Source organism: Gordonia sp. ABKF26, from assembly GCF_041103195.1.
Classification (GTDB): Bacteria; Actinomycetota; Actinomycetes; order Mycobacteriales; family Mycobacteriaceae; genus Gordonia; species Gordonia terrae.
The window spans coordinates 4862428-4883894 of sequence record NZ_JBGCVZ010000003.1 but is presented as its reverse complement, the minus strand read 5'-3'; the positions used below and the strand labels follow the sequence as shown (position 1 = coordinate 4883894).

Annotated in this window: 5 protein-coding genes; 3 read left to right on the top strand and 2 right to left on the bottom strand. The window is 70.3% G+C overall.

Features of this window, described 5'->3' with window-relative positions:
• Positions 1 to 593: 593 nt before the first annotated feature.
• Genes AB4Z55_RS22500 through AB4Z55_RS22490 form a run of 3 tightly spaced genes read left to right on the top strand, consistent with a single transcriptional unit; the run spans position 594 to position 17925 of the window.
• Positions 594 to 15584 carry an amino acid adenylation domain-containing protein gene (locus AB4Z55_RS22500; protein WP_369520580.1) on the top strand — a complete coding sequence of 4997 codons (14991 nt, stop codon included), beginning with the start codon at positions 594 to 596 and terminating at the stop codon, positions 15582 to 15584.
• Positions 15578 to 16168, top strand: a complete 591-nt coding sequence (locus tag AB4Z55_RS22495; RefSeq protein WP_033205307.1) for a low molecular weight protein-tyrosine-phosphatase — start codon at positions 15578 to 15580, stop codon at positions 16166 to 16168. The genes AB4Z55_RS22500 and AB4Z55_RS22495 overlap by 7 nt, the downstream gene beginning before the upstream one ends.
• Positions 16165 to 17925: a DUF4012 domain-containing protein gene (locus tag AB4Z55_RS22490; protein WP_369520579.1), complete on the top strand. Its 1761-nt coding sequence runs from the start codon at positions 16165 to 16167 to the stop codon at positions 17923 to 17925. The genes AB4Z55_RS22495 and AB4Z55_RS22490 overlap by 4 nt, the downstream gene beginning before the upstream one ends.
• Positions 17926 to 18104: 179 nt before the next feature.
• Here the strand turns inward: AB4Z55_RS22490 and AB4Z55_RS22485 are convergent, their stop codons facing one another.
• Both AB4Z55_RS22485 and AB4Z55_RS22480 read right to left on the bottom strand, forming a co-directional pair.
• Positions 18105 to 19367, bottom strand: a complete 1263-nt coding sequence (locus AB4Z55_RS22485) for a DUF222 domain-containing protein (RefSeq protein WP_369520578.1) — start codon at positions 19365 to 19367, stop codon at positions 18105 to 18107.
• 1089 nt (positions 19368 to 20456) lie between these two features.
• Complete coding sequence (locus AB4Z55_RS22480) at positions 20457 to 21449, bottom strand: 1,4-dihydroxy-2-naphthoyl-CoA synthase (RefSeq protein WP_248644767.1); 993 nt, start codon at positions 21447 to 21449, stop codon at positions 20457 to 20459.
• Positions 21450 to 21467 lie beyond the last annotated feature (18 nt).

Here is a 21467-nt window from a genome sequence, read left to right as displayed (position 1 = left end):
CGCCGTTTTTCGTTTGTCACCGTCATTCGTCGTGTGTGCAATTCCGAGACATTTCATTACCCTTCGACGGTGGTCCGAGAACGTGAATTCCGCAGGCTATTCAAAGCGTTTCTCGAGATTCGTCGCAGGTTGCGGGAAATGGATTTCCGTTTCCTCGAATGGCGTCCGTACCAGTGCTCGCCCCCGAGTTGTGAGCCGCCAACCCGTCCCATAGGCTCTTGTCATCCGCTCGGCGCGCATCGGTTTCGGCCGAGGGTGGCCGATGTGATGGCAGTGTCGGGAAATGACCGTTCGTCCCGGTGAGCGTTGATGTCGACAATTCATGACGCGACACCGCGAGCGGTGTGACAAGAGGACGGCACATGGTGAGTGGTGAGGCAAGGCGTTGAATTCGACGACGCCCGTGTTTCGATCTCGTGGCCGGCGCATGTCATTTTCGTGCACACCGGGGTGTGGCGGTGTGCGCGTTTCTGCTCGAGTGGATCGATTGACAGTGCTGTTCGTGACAGTTCCGGGACCGGGGGGATCAGACGGTCGGCCCGGCCCGTGAGCCCGGGTCTCCCCGGCCGTCGTCATGAACGCCGGGACGTCGAATGAGCGACTCGTCCAACCCGGAGATCGTGGTGCCGGACGCCCCACGACAGTTCGCGCTCAGCGCGGCCCAGCGTTCGCTGTGGTTCACCCAGCAGGCAGCGCTCGATGTGCCGATCAACGTCGCCCAGTATGTCGAGATCGACGGGCCCATCGACGCCGAACTCTTCGTCGCCGCGACGAGCGCGGTGGTGCAACACGCGCAGTTCACCCAGCTCCGGTTCGTCGACACCGGGGACGGGCTCGTCGGCGTCTACGACCCCGGCCTGCACTACTGGGCCGACATCATCGATCTCCGTGACCGGCCCGACCCCCGCGCCGTCGCCGAGGAGATGATGGCGCAGGACTATTCGCGTCCGCTCGATCCACGCGTCGACCGGACGGCACGCGGGTGCCTGTTCCGGCTGTCCGACACCAAGTCCTTGGTCTACAACCGGGGCCATCACCTGCTCTCGGACGGGATGGGTGGCAAGGACCGGATGGTCGAGGCCCTCGTCGCCTATCACGCCGCGGTGACCGGGGAGCCCGCTCCGGCGCAGAAACCGGTCGACCTGGACCTCCCCGCCCGGGCCGACGCCGAGTACCGCGCGTCGAAACGGTTCGGCACCGACCGCGCGTACTGGCGGGACAACATGGCGGGCGTCGGCATCGCGGCGACCCTGGCGCATCGTCCGGGGCGTCCCGCGGCGGTGGCCCGTCGAGTCGCGTCGGCGGTGCCCCCGGCCACCATGGCGAGGCTGCGCGAGGCCGCGCACCGCGGTTCGACGATGCTGCCCAACGTGCTGGTCGCCGCCTTCGCCGCCTACCTCGGCCGGGCGGCCGCGCAGGGCGACGAGGTCATCTTCCAGTTCCCGGTCGCCGCACGGACGACCGCGGCGCTGCGGGCCACCCCGCTGCCGGTGGCCAACATCGTGCCGCTGCGCACCGGGGTCACCGGTGCGGGCACCGTCGCCGACGCCCTCCGGACCACCCAGGCCGCGCTCATGGGTGCGCTGCGCCACCAGCGGTATCGCGGGGAGGACATCTGGGCCGACGTCGCCGGAGACGAGTCCTCGGGGGCGACGCCGCGGACGGCGGCCCAGGAACGTTCGGGTCCGATGCTCAACCTGATGCTGTTCGACCGGGAATTCCCCTGCGGCGACGCGCGCGCCACGTTCCACATCCTCACCGTGGGCCCGGCCGACGATCTGACGATCAACATCTACCCCGTACCCGGCGAGGACCAGGATTCCTCGCTGATGATCGGCGTCGAGGCGAATCCCAACCGGTACGACGATGCCGAGGTGGCCGCACACCACGGTCAGTTCCTGTCGATGCTCGACACGTTCGCCGATGCGTTCCTCCGCGAGCCGGACACCCGGGTGGACGACCTGCCGTTGCGATTCCCCGAGATCGACACCGACGCCGGCACCGAGACCGACACCGGCGCGAGGCAGCCGGGCAGCCTCTGGGAGGCCCTGACCGACGCCGCAGCCCGGCGGCGGCATGAGCCCGCGGTGGAGTACCCCGGGACGTCCGTACCCGCGCTGCTCACCTTCGAGCAGCTGCACGCCCGTGCGGGCCGACTCGGGGCGCAACTGCGCACGGTCGGGGCGCGGCCCGGTGTCACGGTCGCCATCGCGGTCGCGTCGGATGCGGACCGGTTGCTCGCCTGGTGGGCCGTCGCCGCGTCGGGAGCCGCCGCGCTCCTGGTCGATCCCGCAGCACCGCAATCGATTCCGCACGCCGTGAGCGGCGCGCCCGGCGCCCTGCTGGTGATCGCGGACGACGCCACCGATCCGCCCGCCGGCGTCTCCGCCGGTGAGGTGTGGACACTTGCCGGACTGGCCGACGTCGCGCCGGCGCCGGGATCGGCGGCGTCCCGCCCGGACGACACCGCGTGTGTCGTCCACGGAGTCGTCGGAGCTCTCGGGGCCGCGGACGTCGTCGCGATCCCGCAGCATGCCGTCGCGACACTCATCGTCGACGGGGTGTTCGCCCCGGCGGCGTCCGGCCCGGGCTACGGGCGACTCGCATGTATGGCGCCGAAGGCCTCCTGGGCGTCGCATCTCGAGATGGCCGCGTGCGCCGCTCACGGGCTGCGCCTCGTCGACCCGGACACCGACCTCGCGACGCACGCCGTCGTCCCTGCCGGACCGCTCGACGAGACCTCGGCCGGCGCGGCGACGACCGTGCTGGTCGTCGACTCGGGCACCATGCCGGCGCCGACCGTGCGGTTCGCGTTCGGGCGGGACGTACGGACCGCCTACAGCCCGGGTGGCGTGCTGGGGCCCTACACCATCACGGACCGCATCCGCCCGGATCGGCCGATCGACCGACCGTTGCCGAGTGGACGGCCGCGACGCGGCGTCGATGTCGCGATCCTCGACCACCGGCTGCGTCCGCTGCCCCCGGGGATCACCGGTGACATCTACATCGCGGGAATCGGTGCGCCACAGTACGTTGTCGGAGACGGCGCCCGGACCGCGACGATGATGGTTGCGTGCCCGTGGCAGCCCGGCCGACGGATGGTGGCCACCGGGGACCGTGGCCATCGCGAGCCGGGAACGGGCGACGTGGTCATCGACCACCGTGCCGGGGACATCGTCGAGATCGACGGGGTCCGGGTCGATCTCGCACTCCTCGAGCGTGCCGCCACCGAGGTGTCCGGTGTCGCCGTGGCGCGCGCGGCAGTGCTCGGCGACGGTGTCGGGATCGCTCTGTGCCTGTCCCCGGCCGGACGCCGAACGGCCGGGGAATCCGAAGACAGTGATCCACACCATGTTCGGGCCTCGGTGCGACGCCGGGTCAATGCGGAACTGCCGACGGTGCTCTGGTTGCGCCGGGTGGCCATCCTGGAGTCGGTGCCGCTCGACGCGGTCGGTGTCGCCGACCGTGCCGACGTCGCCGAGCTGATCGCGGCGGCACCGGAATCCCGGGCCGCGCAACGACGCCCGTCGACGCCGCTCGAACACGCCGTCGCCGACGCGGTGACGCACGTTCTCGGTGTTCCCGATCCCTCGATGGACGACGAACTCGTCCAACTCGGTGCCACGTCACTGGGATTCATGCAGCTCGCGACGCACCTCGGTGACTCCCTCCGGGTCGTCGTGAGCATGCGTGATCTCGGCGAGGTCACCACTCTCGCCGAACTCGCGGCGGTACTGGAGGCGGCGGAGCAAGGTCGTTCCGGGCCGGGGGAGTCGCCGGGAAACCCGGGGGTCACCCGCTATCGCCCGACCCGTGCGCAGCAGGAGATCTGGCTGCTCAACCGCGCCGACAGGCATGCGACCGTCTACCACCTCCCGGTGCGACTGGTTCTCGCCGAGGGGGTCGCGGCCGACGTCGTCCGTGCCGCGCTCGTCGATGTCGCGGCCCGGCACGAGGCGCTGCGGACGGTCTATCCCGACACCGGCGGGGAACCGGTGGCGGTCGTCCGCGGAGTCGGCGACGCGCGGATACCGGTTCCCATCACCACCGGCACACTCGATGCCACCGGCGTCGAACTCGCGGTCTCGGCGCCCTTCGACCTGACCGTGGACATGCCCTGGCGTGCAGTTGTCGACGAGACCGGCGCACAGACCGAACTCGTGCTCGTCGCGCACCACATCGCGGTCGACGAGTGGTCCCTGCACATCGTGGTCGACGACTTCGCGCATGCACTGCGCGCCCGTCTCGACGGCGGGGAGCCGGTGTGGACCGAGGATGCGGTGGGCTTCGGGGCAGCGCTGAACGCGCGGTCGCACGCGATCGATCCGACCGCAGAGGTCCACTGGGCGAAGGTCATGCGCGAGGCTCCCATGCGCCTCGCGTTGCCCGAGCCGGCGCGAGCACTGCCGGCGGGACTCACCTCCGGTCCGGCGACGACCCTTCGTCGGACGATCGGTCGCGACGCCCGCGAACGGGCCTCCGTCCGAGCGCGGAACGCCGGGACGACTCTGAACACCCTTCTGTGCGTGTCACTCTCGGCCACCATGGCCGAGTACTCGGACACCGACGACATCGTGATGTCGGTGCCCGTGTCGGGGCGGTTCACCACCGAGGAACTCCGGCCGGTCGGCATGTTCGTCGAGACGGTGCCGGTGCGTACCATCGGCGTTCGGCACAGCGGCGTCGCCGAGGCCCTCGCCCGCGTCGGAGCAGATCTCACGGCTGCGATCACCCACGCCGATGCGGCGCCGACCGGACTCGCCGACGTCATCTTCGCCTACCACGCCTCCCGGCCGGATCTCCCCGGCGCCGCCGTCTTCGCCGATGTCGAGACGCTGCCGACCGGCCAGGCACGAACCGCGCTGGAACTCACCGTCTTCGACGACCCGGAGGGGCTGTCGGTCGCGCTGACCGTCGCCGGGCGACGCGTCGACACCGTCGCGGCCGAGCACCTGCTCGATCGTTTCGTGGAGACGGTCGTCGCGCTCGGTGTCGCGTCCCCGGAGTCGGTCATCGCCCGATGCCTCCCGGTACCGACCGCTCGGACGAGAAGCGGCGGGGTCCGCCGGACCACGCCCGTCGACCCCATCGCCGCGCTGCGGCGTCAGGCAGACACCCGGCCGGACGCGCCCGCGGTGGTCGCCGGCGACGCGACCCTGACCTACCGGGAACTACGCGACCGGGCCGAAGCCGTCGCGATCAGGCTGCGCGAGAACGGGGTCCGGCCGGGTGATCGGGTCGCACTGATCCTGCCGCGCAGCGCGGACACCGTGGTCGCCATCGTCGCGGTGCTGATGGCCGACGCGGTGTACGTGCCGATCGAACCCGGTGACCCGCCGTCCCGCACGGAGCTGATCCTGGCCGCGACCGCACCCGCCGCGTTCATCGAGGACGGAACCGAGGTCCGTCCGATTGTGGACGGGGTTCGGGCACAGCCGGTTCCGGGCGGGGCGTATGTGATCCACACGTCTGGTTCCACCGGCGTCCCGAAGGCCGTGATGGCGACCCGGGCGAACCTGGCGGCGATGCTCGGAGCGGCGCTGGACACCATCGAGGCGACCGAACGCGACGTGTGGAGTTGGGTCCATTCCTACGCCTTCGACTTCTCGGTCTGGGAGATCCTGGGCCCGTTGGCCTCCGGCGGCCAAGTCGTCGTGCTGCAGCGCGAGACGGTCCTCGACCCGGGGTTGCTGTCCGCGGCGTTGGACCGGTACGGGGTCACCGTCTGCTCGCAGACCCCGACGGCCTTCGGCAACCTCATCGACCCGGCGGTGTCCGCCACCGGTGTGCAACCGGGACCGCGGACGCTGCGGACCGTCGTCTTCGGCGGAGAACCGTTGTCGCCGAGTTCGTTACGGAACTGGGCGGTCGCACATCCCGAGGTCGGGCTGGTGAACATGTACGGCATCACCGAGACGACCGTGCACCTGACGGCCACCGAGGTCGACGTCGACGACGAGCGAAGCGACATCGGAATCCCGCTCGACGGGGTCGCGACGGCCATCCTGGGCCGGGATCTGCGTCCGGTCCCGGTCGGCGCCGTCGGCGAACTGTATGCGAGCGGCGATCAGGTCACCCTCGGTTACCACAACGCGCCGGGAGTCACCGCGACGCGATTCGTCGCGGACCCGAACGGTTCCGGACGCCGGATGTACCGCACCGGTGATCGCGTGCGCGAACTCGCCGGTGGTCGGATGGTCTATCTCGACCGCACCGACGACCAGGTCCAGATCCGCGGCCACCGTATCGAACTCGGCGAGATCGTGGCCGCGCTCCGCGACGTGCCCGGGGTCGGTGACGCGCGTGTGCTGGTCGATCCGGGGAGCCGTCCCGGCGACGAACGGCTTCTCGCCTTCGTCACCGAGGACGGTCTCGCCGACTTCGACGTCCTGGACGCCCTCGACGAGGACCACCTCCGCACCGCCTGCGCGAACCGGCTTCCGGGCCACATGGTTCCGGTTCGGGTCGCGATCGTCGACGGCTGGCCGATGACGTCGACCGGCAAGCTCGACCGCCGTCGGCTGACCGGTCTACTACCGCAGGTTCCGGGGACGTCGCCGCGGGCGCTCACGGCGACCGAGCAGTCCATCGTGGGCGCCATGCGGACGGTGATCGGAACCGAGGCCGTGCTCGACGCGGACACCAACTTCTTCGCAGCCGGGGGAACCTCACTGTCGGCGGCGCGGCTCGCGGCCGCGCTCGCCGGAACGGGCGATCACGTCGCCGTCGCCGATGTCTTCGAGTACCCGACGGTGGCCGCCCTCGCCGCGCACATCGAGGCCACGGCGCACACCGTACGTCCGGTCGACGGCGTCCACCCCGGTCTCGCGCCGCTCGCGGCCGGGGCAGACCTGACCCTCACACCCGAGCAGATGGACCTGTGGCTCCGGTGGCGGACCGAACCGGACTTCACCGGCTACCTCATGCCCCTCGCGCTTCCCGTCGACGCCCGCCCCGACGCGCTCCGCCGTGCCCTCGTCGAAGTCGTGACGCGGCACGACGCGCTGTGCACCGTGTTCCCGGTCGGAGCCGACGGGCCGGTGCAACGCCGCCTCCGCGACGAGTACGTCGTGGAAGTCCTGGAAGAAGCACTGGCGGCGACGATCCCGGTCGCCGACGCCGAGTCGGTGGCGGCGACGCTGGGAACACTGCACGCACCCATCGACCTGGCTGCCGAGCTGCCGTGGCGGGTCCGCATCGGCGAGATGGGCGGTCAGAGCTGGCTTCTCGTCGTCGCGCACCACATCGCCGTCGACGGCGAGTCGTTCCCCATCCTGTTCGCGGAACTGGGTTCGGCGTTGGCCGGCACACTCTCCGCACGCGGCGAGATCGACTACCGGGAGTACTCGGCGTGGCGATCGCGGACGCTGGCCGCGCGGCACGCCGAGCTGGTCGCCCACTGGGTCTCGGCGTTCGACCGCGCCGTGGAGCCACTGCGGCTCCCGGAACTCACTCCGGGGAACCAACACCCCTCCGTCCCCGAGGAGCACTCCCCAGACCCGCACTCCCCGGACCGGACAGTGGTGCACCGTACGCACCGAAGCCTCGACCGATCCGAGACCGCGAGCCTCGACGAACTCGCCGTGACGAGACGGAGCACGCCGTTCATCGTCGTGCACACCGCACTCGCGGCGGTGCTGGCGAGACAGGCCGGGACCGACGTCGTCACGGTCGGCACGGCACTGTCCGGACGGCTCGATCCGCGACTGCTCGCCGTACCGGGACTATTCGCCCGCGCCGTGCCGCTGCACACCCCGATCGACCTCGATCTCCGCTTCGTCGACCTCCTGGCGACGGTCACCGCGGTCGATCTCGGCGCGTTCGCGCACGCGGATCTCCCGCTCACCGAGATCACCGAGATCGCCGATCCCGAACGGGTGAAGGCCGGGACCCCGCTCTTCGAGGTCTCGTTCGGCGCCGTCCCGGACGAGCTCGTGGCGGCCGGCGGTGACGGCGGAGGCGCGGGCATGGCGCCCGGCGGCCCTGCGCTGTGGGGTGTTCCGCTCTTCGGTGTGGATGTGTCGATGTTCCGCCGGGACGGTGCACTTCACCTGACCATGGCGTGCACGGGTGCGGTGGCGAGCGCGGCGCGGCTGGATGCGTTGTGCGACCTCGTCATCGAGACGATCCGAGGCGGCGTGCGGGAACCGCTCCGCCCGGTCGCGGCCCTGCTCGCCCCCGCGGTCTCGCCCCCGGACCTCCACGCGCAGAGCCGAACCCGGGGCCCCGAGACGCTCGACGAGCTGCTGACCGGACGTCTCGCCGCCGAACCGGACGCGATCGCGGTCGTCGACCGCCGCCATCTCGGCCCGGGACCCGGTTCCGCACTGACCAACGCCGACCTCGACCGGTCGGCGACGCGTGTCGCCCGCGAGCTCATCGCCTCGGGGATCGGTCCGGGTGACGTCGTGGTCGCCCTGCTGCCGCGTTCGGTCTTCGGCGTCATCGCGACCGTCGCGGCGGCGCGCGCGGGAGCGGCCTTCGTCAACGTCGATCCCGCGGATCCGGCAGGTCGGAAGCAGATGATCGTCGAGCGGTGCCGGCCGCGTGCGGTCCTCACCCTCGCCGCGGAGTCCGTGCCCGCGGGGGTCCGGGCGATCGCGCTCGACGAGATTCTCGCCCGCGACCCCGATCCCAGCGCGCGCACGCCGGGCCCGGCGCCGTTCGACACCACCGAGCGGGTGCGGCCGTTGTCGGTGGACGACGTCGCCTACATCACCTTCACGTCGGGAACCACCGGACGGCCCAAGGGGGTCCAGGTGACCCATCGCGGCCTGTCCGGCTGGGCGCGAGACACCGTGACCCGCCTTCGGCTCGATCCGCCGGACAGGGTGTTGCACACGTACGCAACCGGATTCGACGCCCACCTGATGGGTGTCGTGCCGCCTATGGTCGCCGGCGCGACCATCGTCATGTGCCCGCCCGACGTCATCGCGGCCGACGAACTGACCGGGTTCGTCGACGCCGAGCGGGTGAGCGTCCTGCTGACCACACCGTCGGTGCTCGCGACCATGCGTTCGCCCGAACTCCCCGGTGTCCGACACGTGGCGGTCGGCGGTGAGCCGCTCGGCGCGGGGCTGGTCCGCGACTGGACCGTCGGGCACACGCTGAGCAACGAGTACGGTCCGACCGAGGCCACCGTCGCGGTGAGCAGTGCGCGGTTCACCACGGACCCCAGCGGGCCGATCTCCATCGGCTCTCCGCTGCGGGGAGTCGGCATGTACGTGTTGGATTCCGCGCTGCGGCCGGTCCCGGACCACACCGTCGGTGAGCTCTACCTCGCCGGAAACTGTCTGGCGCGGGGCTATCTCGGCGACCCGTCGGCCACGGCGCGCGGGTTCGTCGCCGATCCCCACGGCGACGGCGGCCGGATGTACCGGACCGGCGACCTCGTCCACCGCCGCCCGGACGGCACCTTCGTGATCCACGGTCGCACCGATGATCAGGTGAAGATCCGCGGCGTGCGTCTCGAACCGGGCGAGGTCGACGCGGCGCTGTCGGGGCTGCCCGGCGTCGCGACATCGGTGACCGCGACGCGGACCACCCCGGCGGGGGAGAAGATCCTGGTGTCGTGGGTGGTGGCCGAGGACGGCGCACAGGCCGCGGACCTCTCCCGACAACTGGCACACCTGTTGCCCCGCAGCATGATCCCGAGCGCGTTCGTGTCGGTGTCGGCGCTGCCGATCGGGCGGAACGGGAAGATCGACGTGGCCGCGTTGCCCGATCCCGACTTCGCCGGCGCCGCGACCGCTCCCGCTGCCCGCGCCGGCCGCCCGCCCGCCGGCGCCACCGAAGAACTGGTGTCGGCGGTATGGGCCGAGGTCCTCGGACGTCCGGTGGCGTCCATGGATGCCGGGTCCGACTTCTTCACCGAGGGTGGCACCTCGCTGTCGGCCACTCAGGTGACGTCGAGGCTCGCCGCGGCGACCGGCGCGGACATCGGGGTCCGCGTGATCTTCGAGGCGCGCACGGTGGCGGGTGTCGCCCGGCGCGTCGATGAGCTGCTCGCCGGCGCCGGCGGCGTTGCCGTGAGCGCAGCGCCCGCACGACTCCCGGTGCCGGAGGTGCTGCCACTGGCATATCCGCAGCGCCGCATGTGGATTCATCACCACGTCGAGCCGCTCTCGACGGCATACCATGTTCCGGTCGTGCTCCGGATCCGCGGACGCGTCGATCTCGCACGCCTGCGAAAGGCCGTCGACGAGGTCGTGGCGGCCCACGCCGTTCTCCGGACGGTCTATCCCGATTCGCCGTCCGGGCCGCGACAGCGGCGTATCGAGCATCGGAGTCCGGTGCTGCGGCATCGCCTCGTCGACGCGGCGGCCGGTCCCGAGGGCCTTCGTCGGGAGATCGAGGGCTTCCTTCGCCTGCCCTTCGACCTCGAGTCCGAGTCGGGGTTCCGGGCCACGGTTTTCGAGCTCGACGCGGCCGACGATCCGCACACCCATCTGGCGGCGGTGTTGCACCACATCGCGATCGACGGATGGTCGACCCGGGTGTTGCTCGCGGACCTGCTCCGCGCATACGACGGCCAGCGGCTCTCGGTGGCGGCCGACGAGGCGTTCACCTACGCCGACTTCACCCAGTGGCAGATCACGCGGCTCGGTGATCCAGCCGATCCACACAGCAGATACGCGCGAGAACTGCGGTACTGGGCCTCGACGCTCGCGGATGCGCCGGGTCCCCTCCGGTTGCCGGGCAGCGTCGATCCCGGCGGCCCGGACACCGGCCGGAATGCGGCGGCCGGCCGCGTCGTCGGGCGGTTGTCGACCTCCATCGTCGGCACCGAAACCCTGCACCAGACCGCGAAGACGCTGTCGGCGAGCGTCTTCCAGGTCGCGCATGCCGCGCTCGCCGCGCTGCTCGGACAGTGGACCGGCGAACGGGACCTGCTCATCGGTGTGCCGGTGCACGGCCGGCATGCGCCGGAATGGGAGTCGGTGGTCGGCATGTTCGTCAACACCGTCGCGCTGCGGACCGATCTGCACCCGGGGTCGACGATCCGCGAAACCGTCGAGCGGGCACGGGATGCCGCCCTGGCCGCACAACTGCACAGCGAGGTCCCGTACGAGGACGTCGCTCGCATGGTTCGCCCTGATGACCGGGCGGCGGGGGACCCGCTGATCTCGGTGTTGCTGGTCAACCAGGACGTCGTGCCCCAGTCGTCGGGCGAGGTTGTGCTCGCCGGGCCGTCGTCGAATGACCGAGGACCCGGCGCGGACTCGGTGGTGGCGACCCTGGTGCCGGAGTTCACGGCCACGGTGGACGCGAAGTACGACCTCGAAGTCGTTCTCGCCGAACAGGACGACGAGTTGCACATCACCGTCGTGCACTCCGCATCCGTGCCGACCGAGGTCGCGCGTGCTCTGCTCGACGACTTCCGTAGATTCCTGCTGGCCGCGGCCGGCGATCCGGGGCAACCGTTCCCCGTCGCCGGTGCGCCGGTCGCCGACGATGTGGCGGCCCACCAGGTGCCGGGAGCACGGTCGGTCGGTGAGCCGGTACCCGTGGCGTCCGTTCGCCCGGCGTCATCGGCTCCACTCGTCCGGGCGATCACCGAGGTGATGTCCGAGGTGCTCGAGGTGCCGCCGGGATCGGTGGGGGAGGCCGACGACTTCTTCACGCTGGGCGGTACCTCGCTGTCGGCCACCCGGGTGACCTCCGCGCTCGGCCGTCGTCTCGGTGTGCGGGTACCGACCCGCGTGCTCTTCGAGAACCCCACCCCGATCGCACTGGCGCAGGCGCTGACCGAACTCCCCGACGAGCCGGCCGACGCCGACCCCGCCCGGGATGCCGTCGCCGTGCCGACGGTGGGCCCGGCCGAAGGCGAGGCCGACCACGGCGATCTGCCGCTCGCCCCGACGCAGCGTCGGATGTGGGTGGGCGCGCAGATGCTCGGTGCCGTGCCGATCTACGCGGTGCCCGTGGTGGTACCCGTTCCCACCGGGGTCGGCGAGCCCGCGGTCGTCACCGCGGTGGAGACGCTGATCGACCGTCATCCGGCCCTGCGCACCCGGTACCTCGCCTCACCGGACGGACCTCGGCAGCGGGTTCTGGGTGCGTGGCGGCCGCCCATCCGGCGGGTGGGCACGGCCCGGCTCGCGACCGGCGACGGGATCGGGATGCTCGGGGAGGCCTTCGATCTCAGCGGCGAACCGCCGGTCCGGGTGTGGCTGATCACCGGCGACGACGAGGTGACGCCGGTGGCGACGGTGCTGATCGCGCACCACATCGCGATGGACGGCGAGTCGGCCGCGATCGTGGAGCGCGAACTCACCGCGCTTCTCGCCGGCACCGACCTCGGCCCGGCGCCGACCGGTTTCCCGGTGGTCGCCCGGCAGATGGTGGCCGACGAAGAGCGATCCCGGGGAGATCTGCTGGACTTCTGGCGTCGTGCCCTCGAGGGGTACAGCGGTGAACTCGACCTCGCGCAGCGACGCCCCGCCGTTCGTGACCTCCGGACCGCCACGATCGAGTACCCACTCGAAGCGGTTGTGGGGCAGGCGGTGTCATCAGCCGCTCGGCGGTCGCAGGCAAGCGAGTTCCACATCCTGCACGCGGCGGTGGTACTCGCCCTCGCGGTGCAATCAGGGTCCGACGACATCGCGCTGGCCACCCCCGCGTCCATGCGTCGCGACACCGGCACCGCCGGCACGGTGGGCATGCTCATCTCCACCGTCGTGTTGCGTACCCGGGTCGCCCCCGGCATGACGGTCGGCGACCTGATCACGCGTGTCCGCGACGAAGACCTCGCGGCGCTCGATCATGCCGCCATCGCCTTCGATGATGTCGTCGCGCTGATCGATCCGCCGCGCGTACCCGGACGTCATCCGCTGGTGCAGGTCGCGTTCTCGCTCGCGGACCCGGCCGGCGGGCCGAATCCGGTTGCGAACGAGCCTGATTCCGCGGGCGCCGATGCCGACACCGATTCCGCCGACGCCTGGACCGTGCCACGCAGCGAGTTCGATCTCCACATCGTGGCGGTGCCCGACGCCGGAGGCTGGCGGTTGCGCGTCCACCATGGCCGGGAACTGTTCGACGAAGCCATGATCCGCGCGCTCGGTGAGCGGCTGGTGGCCGCGGTGACGGCGGTGGTCGGGGAGCCGTCGCACCGCCTCGCGGCGGTCGAACCGCTCACCGGCGCGGAGCGGGGATTCGTCGCAGGCCGGGCGCGGTCGTCGTCGCCGACGGGGGCCGAACCGCTGCTGGCCGAACTCCTCACCGAGGCCGTCGCGGCGTTCGGCGACCGGCCCGGCATCGCCGACGAGAACCGGTCGCTCTCCTACCGCGAGCTCGACGCCTGGGTGTCGGTGACCGCGCGCGCGCTGCGGCGGCGCGGTCTCGGTGCAGGCGACGCCGTGGCCGTGGTGGTGCCGCGATCGATCGAGTCGGTGGTCGCGATCTGGGCGGTGAGCCGGATCGGTGGCGTGTGCGTACCGGTCGACGTCACGTACCCCGCGGCGCGGATCGACCACGTGGTCGCCGGCGCCCGGGCGAGTGTGATCACGTCCGCCGACATCCCCGCACAACCCACGGAACCGGTGATGTCCGAACCGGTCACACCGGTGTCGCGCGATGCGCTGGCCTACATCATCACGACGTCGGGCACCACCGGGACCCCGAATGTCGTCGGGGTGACCCATCGGGGGGTCCACCGGGTGGCCGCGCTCGCCGACGTCGAATCGACGGACCGGGTCGGGATGGCCATCAGTCCCGGATTCGACGCGACGTTCCACGACATGTTGCTGCCGCTCGCCGCGGGTGCAACGCTCGTGGTGGTCCCCGCCGGGATCGCGGGCGGGGACGACCTGACGAGGTTCCTCGACGACACACGCGTCAGCGTGTTCACGGCCACCCCGTCGGTCGTCCGCACGCTACGGCCGGCGGCGATCGGTGCGCTGCGTCTGGTGTACATCGGAGGTGAGGCGCTGTCGGCCGACCTCGCCGCGACGTGGTCCGAGCACGCACAGGTCCGCAACATCTACGGCCCCACCGAGACGACGGTGACGGTGTCCACCTCCGCCTACCGTCGCGGCGACCCGATCCGGCTGGGACATCCGCGCCCCGGCATCGGCGCCGAGGTGCTCGACGCGCAATTGCGCCACGTCCCGCCGGGCGTCGTGGGAGAGCTGTACATCGGCGGAACCGGGGTTGCCCGAGGCTATCTCGGCGATCCGGCGCTCACCGCGGCGAGTTTCGTCGCCGCCCCCGACGGCAGTCGCCGCTATCGGACCGGCGACCTGGTGCGGTGGGATCGCGACACCGGCGAATTGGTCTACGTCGGGCGGGCGGACCGCCAGGTCAAGATCCGCGGGCAGCGGGTGGAACCCGCCGAGATCGACGCGGTGATCGTGCGGGCGGGTGCCGACCGGTCGGCGACGGTACTACGGTGGGGACCGGTGGGGCCCGCCCTCGTGTCGTACGTGGTGTCGCCGTCGGTGCCGGTCGCCGAACTCCAGGCCGAGTGCCGGTCGTCGCTGCCGCGGCACATGGTGCCGAGCCGGATCGTCGCGCTCGATGACCTGCCCCTCAGCGGTGCGGGCAAGATCGACACACGGCGACTGCCCGAACCCGTCTGGTCGGAGTCGGTGCGCGAACCCGGGACCGACACCGAGGCAGCGGTTCTGGATGCCTTTCGCACCGTCCTCGGCGAGCCGACACCCGAGCATGGCGCGGGCCGCGATGCCGACGGGAGCGCCACCGGGATACACGTCGGCATGGATGACGACTTCTTCGCCGCCGGCGGGCACTCGCTGGCCCTGCTGCAGTTGCGCGACGAGCTGGCGACCCGGACCGGGAGGGTCCTCGACGCGGCGGACCTGTTCGGCCACCGCACGCCGGCCGAGGTCGCCCGGTTGCTGGACGGGATCGCGGCAGTGGATCTCCCGGCGCGACGCGTGTTGCCCCTGTCCCCGGGCCCCGCCGAGCGGCGCCCGGAGATCTGGTGTGTGCACACAGCAGCCGGCATCGTCGAACCGTTCCGGGTGCTGGGCGACTCCCTGCGATCGGCCTCCGTGTTCGGGCTGCAGCTGCCCGAACTCGTGCTCGCCGGCCGGGAACTCCCGTCGACGGTCGAGGGCATCGCGGCACTGCACGTCGAGGCCATCCGGTCGACCCAGCCGCAGGGACCGTACCGGCTCGTCGGCTGGTCTGTCGGTGGTGTCATCGCCCACGAGATCGCCCGCCGGCTCGTCGAACTCGGTGCGGAGGTGGCGCTGCTGGTGCTGCTCGACCCCCGGACGCCCGCCGAACTCGCAACGGTCGACGACGAGGAACTGCGCGCCGCCGATCACCCGCTGCGAGAGCTCGCCGAGCGGCACGACCCCGAGGCACTGCGCCGTTTCGACGAACGGACGCGGAGTCTGGCCGGCGCGGCTCGTTCCTACGACCTGGGTCCGGTCGCCGTCGACAAGGTCGTCTACGTTGCGGCGCAGGACAACCCGGACCCGCAGGAGTGGGCACGGGTGGTCGATCCCGGCGGGCGGGGCGTCGTCGACGTGATGTACACCGACGCGACACATGCGCAGTTGGGGAATTCGGACGTGATGGCGCGGGTGGCCCGCAGAATCGAGGAGGAATGGTGACCGTATCCGATCAGGCGGCGACGCCGCAGATGTCGATCCTGTTCGTGTGTACGGGCAACATCTGCCGTTCGCCGATCGGCGAACGCGTGCTGGCCGGTCTCGCCGGCCGGGCCGGTGTCCCCGTGACGTCGACCAGCGCCGGTGTAGGGGCACTCAACGGCCAGCCCATCCACCCGCACGCCTCGGCCGTGCTGGTCGAGAACGGCTACGACGCAGCGGGTTTCGAGTCCCGGTATCTGCGGCCGCCGATGCTCGCGGAGTCCGACCTCGTGCTGTGCATGAGTCGCGAACACCGCGCCGCGGCGCAGCAGATGGCGCCGGCTCGGTGGAAGCGGGTCTTCACGCTGACCGAGTTCGCCGCGCTCTGCGACCTCGGTGCGCTGCCGGAGATCATCGCCGGGCGCGGGCGTCTCGACCCCAACGCGGAGCAGCTCGACATCGTGGACCCGATGGGCCGTCCGCGTGAGGACTTCGATCGCGTGTTCGCCGAGATCGAGCCGAAGGTGGAGGCGGTGGTCGGGTGGTTGGCGGCGAATGCCGGCTTGGCGCCGGCGCCGGCGCCGGGAGCGGGGGAGGTCCGATGATCCGGCGTCTCGCGGGCAACCGCGTCGTTCAGGTCGTCGCGGTCCTGCTGGTCCTCGCCGCGGCGGCCACGGTCTGGCTGGCGTATTCGGCGCTCCAGGTGCGCGACGACCTGGAGTCGGTGCGCACGGACGCGAGCCGAGCCCGGACCCTGATGCTCGACGGCGATCAGGCCGGTGCCCGGCAGGCGGCCGAGGCGGCGTCGGCGAGCGCCCGGGACGCCGAGGACCGGTCCTCCGGCTTCCTGTGGTCGGCGGCCGCGGCCATGCCGGTCGTCGGTTCGCCGCTGAAGTCGGTACAGCAGATGAGCGATGCCGTCGCGGCGCTCTCAGCCGACGTGCTGGTGCCGGCGGCCGACCTCGCCACCGTCCTCGACCCGAACCGACTGCGTACCGGCAACACCGTCAACCTCGCGTTGCTGCGTGACGCCCAACCCGCACTGAAGTCGGTGGCCGAGAAGTCGGCCGAGGTGGCCGAGCAGGTGTCGGCGATCGAGCCGAGCTGGCTGGGCGTGGTTGCCGATGCCCGCGACCAGCTCGCCGAGCAGGTCGATGCCGCCGATTCGACGGTGCAGGCCACGAGCATCGCCGCCGAACTCGTCCCGTCGATGCTGGGCGCCGACGGTCCCCGGAACTACTTCATGGCGTTCCAGACGCCGTCGGAGGCACGCGGAACCGGCGGTCTCGTCGGCGGTTTCGCGGTGCTGAACGCGACCGGCGGGCGGGTGACCATCCCGGAGCTCGGCGCCAACTCGGAGTTCCGTGATCCGGCCACCCCGCAGATCGATCTGGGTCCCGAGTACGACGCGATCTACTCGTATTACCGGCCGTACACCGACTTCCGGAACGGCAATCTGAGCGCCCACTTCCCCGACGCCGCGCAGATCTGGCTCGCGAACTGGCGGGCGCAGACCGGCCGGCAGCTCGACGGGGCGATCGCGCTGGACCCGATCGCGCTGAAGTACGTGCTCGAGGTCGTCGGGCCGGTGACGGTGGGCCGCGAGAAGATCACCGCCGACAACGTCGTCCCGATCACGCTGTCGACGGCCTACCAGCGCTTCGCCGACGACAACCAGGCCCGCAAGGACTACCTGCAGTCGATCTCCCAGGCCGTCGTGAACAAGCTCGTCACGTCCGGTGGGAGCACCCGCAACCTGCTCGAGGCGCTCGGTCGTGGCGTCCACGAGCGACGGATCATGATCTACAGCACCGACGACGAGAACCAGCGGATCCTCGAGTCGACCAAGCTGGGGCACCAGATCTCGGACACCTCCTCGCCCTACCTGCAGGTGGCCGTCGGCAACGCGTCCGGGACCAAGCTGGACTACTACCTGCGCCGCGAGATCAGCTATACCTCCGGCGGATGCGACGGTGACACAAGGGAATCGACGATAACGGTGAAGCTCACCAACACCCTCGACACCGCCGACAGGACCGACTACGTCGCCGGAAACCTCGGTACCGAACTCTCGGTGAAGAAGGGCACCAACCTCGCCAACGTCGAGTTCCTCGCGACCAAGGGTGCGGTCCTGAAGGAGATGACCCTCGGCGAGGGCGGGGCGTTCTATGTGGAGCAGGCCCTGCACGGCCGCCCGTACTACTCGACGCGCGTCGGCATCGCCCCGGGGCAGACCGCCACCATCGTCCTGACGATCGACGAGCCCACCTCCGCGCACGGCGACGCCGAGGTCCCGATCCAACCGCTCGTCGACGACCCCACCGTGAACGTCGACGTTCCCGCGTGCGGCCCGGAGGACTAGCCGAAGAAATGGGTGAGGTCGTCAACGCCTTGGCGTTCGATCGGGGAGCAGGTGATCCGCTGCGGGCGCGACGGACTGGAGCGGTATCACTGTGGAGTTGTCAAGGGACGGAAGCGATCCCGGGCATCGCCCGGGTGCGGAAGGTGCTGCGCGAGAGTGTGGTGGGCGGGCCCGGTTGGTCAGGCCGCGTCGTCCAGGCGCATGGTGCGGCGGTTGTAGGCGGGTAGTGGACGTCGCTGCGGGTCGATGGTGGCAGGCGGAACGAGCCAGGGGTGGCGGTCGAAACCCATCACGACGTCCCAGCCGTGGTGGTGGACCTGGGTGTGGCAGCGTTGACAGAGCAGGCATCCGTTGTCGAGGTCGGTGGGACCGCCGTCGGCCCAGTGCGCGATGTGGTGCACCTGCGTATGTGACGGTGGTGCACCGCATTTGACGCAGCATTGGTCGCGCACGATAACCGCCTTGCGTAAATGCGGCGGGTACAGTCGGTGGGTGTGCCCCATCTGCAGCGGTACGCCTTCGCCGTCAAGGACGATCTCCGTCAGCGACCCGTCGCACGACACCTGTTTGGCGACGGCCTCACTGACCGTTCCGGTCCACGGCAGGGACGCGGGATCAGCGCCGGTGGCAGGGATCGTCACCAACAGTTGCGTCCGTGGTGAACCGACCGAGTCGAGGGTGGCGCCGAGTGCGGCTTGGTCGAGGATCAACTCGAACGCATCGGCGCGCCGTTGCTGAGCGGAGCGTCGATCATCGGCGCCGTCGGGTTCGGGCCTCGGGCAGGACCGTTCGTCGATCATCGAGAGGAACTTCTCGCCGACCACCTGAGTGAGGTCGGCGCGGATGTCGACGCGTCCGTCATCGGTGGTGTGGGCGTTGACCGTGTTCAGCGATGCATCGTCGGCGGCGGGAATGCCGGTCTCGGAGGCGTTGGCGATGGTGTTGCCGATACCGCGGGCGTACTTCGCCACCTCCGCCGGTGTTGCTCCCGACAGCCCCTGACCGACCAGAGCAAGCTCGTAACCGGCGCATTCCTCGTCGGAAAGCGCTGTCGGCGAGCGCTTGTCGATCTGCGCCATGCCGCGGATGATGGCGTCGGTGACTTCGCTCGACAGGCGTCCGTCGGCGGCGTGACGGGCCAGGGTGGGCAGTGTGGGGAGAGCGTCGACGCTTCGCATGGCACGTAGAGCCGCAGCGGGTGCGTAACCGATCTCGATCAACACCTTCTTGGTGGTCCCACCGGCCTTCTGTGCGACGCCCAGTTCATCGAGTTGCACTGCGTGAGTGACGATCTGGTGATCGATGGTGTTGCGGAGCAACCGCAAGGTGTTGAGAGCGTCGAATGTCTTTCTGCCAGTGGGGTCGTCGGCGGGAGGGGTGGTCTCGATGAGCTGGTCGAGGAGGGTGGTGAGCTCTGGCATGACTCCAAGGTACCGGAACATTTCATTCGATGACGAGGTGTTTCCACAGCCTGATCATCGCGAAATATGTTGCTGTTGAGTCGTATTCAGGAACTCTAGACGCGTCTGGCAACATCAGTGAACAGAAGTCACGCCCGTTTCAGATGCGGCCGCTCGCACGCCCCTGGGCTCGTTCGCAGGCAAAGGGTTCGGTTCTGGTGGAGCGGTCTCGGTCCGTGCTGTCGGTGGCGGCTGGTAAGGGGCACGTCGGAGGCGGTGCGGAGCTGGCGGTACCGAGGATGTCGGGAGGTGCGATCCGTGTGTCGCGCAAGGGTTAAAGGACTTCATTGCGAGTGCGTGTCCGCCGGTCGAAACCTATCGATTGCGCCGAGGTATCGTCGCGGTTGTGGAGCCGCCGTCAGTCAGGTTGCGGTGACGCACTGGACCACACGGTTGCGCGCGGCCCAAGTCGGTGACGGTGATGCCACCGTGGCGGCGGCAAACGTTCACGTTCTCCGCTGATCCCGAGTTGGGGAGTAGCCAAGTCCAAGCTGAGCCGGACGCCACCGATCTTGCCGATGCGACTGGGGGGGTAGCGGCAGAGGCGACTCGCGACCGCAAGCGAAACGGCACCACGATGCTGTTCGCGGCACTGGAGGTAGCCAAGGGCGTCGTGGCTGATCGATGCTACAAGCCGTCACGGCTGCGCCGATCTCCTCGACGTCATAAAACGGTTGCAAGGGCACATCCGCGCAAGATGGCATCGTGTGCGACGTCCGAAGGCATCCACGCCCACGCCAAGACCTCACCGACTTGAGGCGCGCGACACGAAGCACAGTCGCGTGGTGAGTCGAGCATCTGGGCGGTCACAACACCCGATGGATGCGCCGGCATCAGCGCACGTGGGTCTCGGTGAACCATTGACAGACAACGTATTTCACCCGGACCCGACCCCGGATGCCTGGCCGACGGGGTCCAATCGAGGGTTTGCCCGCCGATGCCCGATGAATCCGGTCAAGGCGGTCGACGCAACTATCGACGTACCCGCCGGCCGCGTTCCGCGGCGAACTCGCGGCCTGCAGCCGGCGGACGCTCGGGCACCCGCCTCGGTAGTAGTTCAGTAGTGGTGGCTCAGTAGTAGTACGGGTAATCATCCCAGCGCGGGTCGCGCTTCTCGAGGAAGGCGTCGCGGCCCTCGACCGCCTCGTCGGTCATGTAGGCCAGGCGGGTTGCCTCGCCCGCGAACACCTGCTGGCCCATGAGGCCGTCGTCGGTGAGGTTGAACGCGAACTTCAGCATGCGTTGCGCCGTCGGCGATTTGCTGTTGATCCGACGCGCCCACTCGATGGCGGTGGTCTCCAGGTCGGCGTGCGGTGCGACGCGGTTGACCGCACCCATCCGGTGCATGGTCTCGGCGTCGTAGGCCTCCCCGAGGAAGAAGATCTCGCGCGCGAACTTCTGCCCGACCTGCTTGGCGAGGTAGGCGCTGCCGTACCCGGCGTCGAAGGAGCCCACATCGGCGTCGGTCTGCTTGAACCGGGCGTGTTCGGCGGACGCGAGGGTCAGGTCGCACACGACGTGCAGGGAGTGCCCACCGCCGGCGGCCCAGCCGTTGACGACGGCGATGACGATCTTGGGCATGGTGCGGATGAGTCGCTGGACCTCGAGGATGTGCAGCCGCCCACCCTCGGCCTTCACCCGCGCCGCGTCGACGGTGTCGGCGCCGGCCGCTGCGACGTCGTCGTCGTGCGAGGTGGCGTACTGGTAGCCCGAACGTCCGCGGATGCGCTGGTCGCCGCCGCTGCAGAACGCCCACCCGCCGTCCTTGGGGCTCGGGCCGTTTCCGGTCAGCAGGATGGTGCCGACATCGGGAGTCCGGCGCGCATGGTCGAGGACGCGATAAAGCTCGTCGACGGTGTGCGGTCGGAAGGCGTTGCGGACCTCGGGGCGGTCGAACGCGACGCGCACGATGCCGTGCTCGCGCCCCTCGCCGACATGGCGGTGATACGTGATGTCGGTCAGGTCGTCGAAGCCGGGCACCGCGGCCCACGACGCCGGGTCGAAGGGCTGGTCGGCGGAGTCCTGGGTGCCTGGCGTCCCCGTGGTTTCTGGCGTGGCAGTCATGGAATCAGCCTATCGACG

Bases quoted from the DNA above. Each gene is read 5' to 3' on its own strand.
- AB4Z55_RS22500 (WP_369520580.1), top strand. From the start codon at position 594: ATGAGCGACTCGTCCAACCCGGAGATCGTGGTGCCGGACGCCCCACGA.
- AB4Z55_RS22495 (WP_033205307.1), top strand. From the start codon at position 15,578: ATGGTGACCGTATCCGATCAGGCGGCGACGCCGCAGATGTCGATCCTG.
- AB4Z55_RS22490 (WP_369520579.1), top strand. From the start codon at position 16,165: ATGATCCGGCGTCTCGCGGGCAACCGCGTCGTTCAGGTCGTCGCGGTC.
- AB4Z55_RS22485 (WP_369520578.1), bottom strand. From the start codon at position 19,367: ATGTTCCGGTACCTTGGAGTCATGCCAGAGCTCACCACCCTCCTCGAC.
- AB4Z55_RS22480 (WP_248644767.1), bottom strand. From the start codon at position 21,449: ATGACTGCCACGCCAGAAACCACGGGGACGCCAGGCACCCAGGACTCC.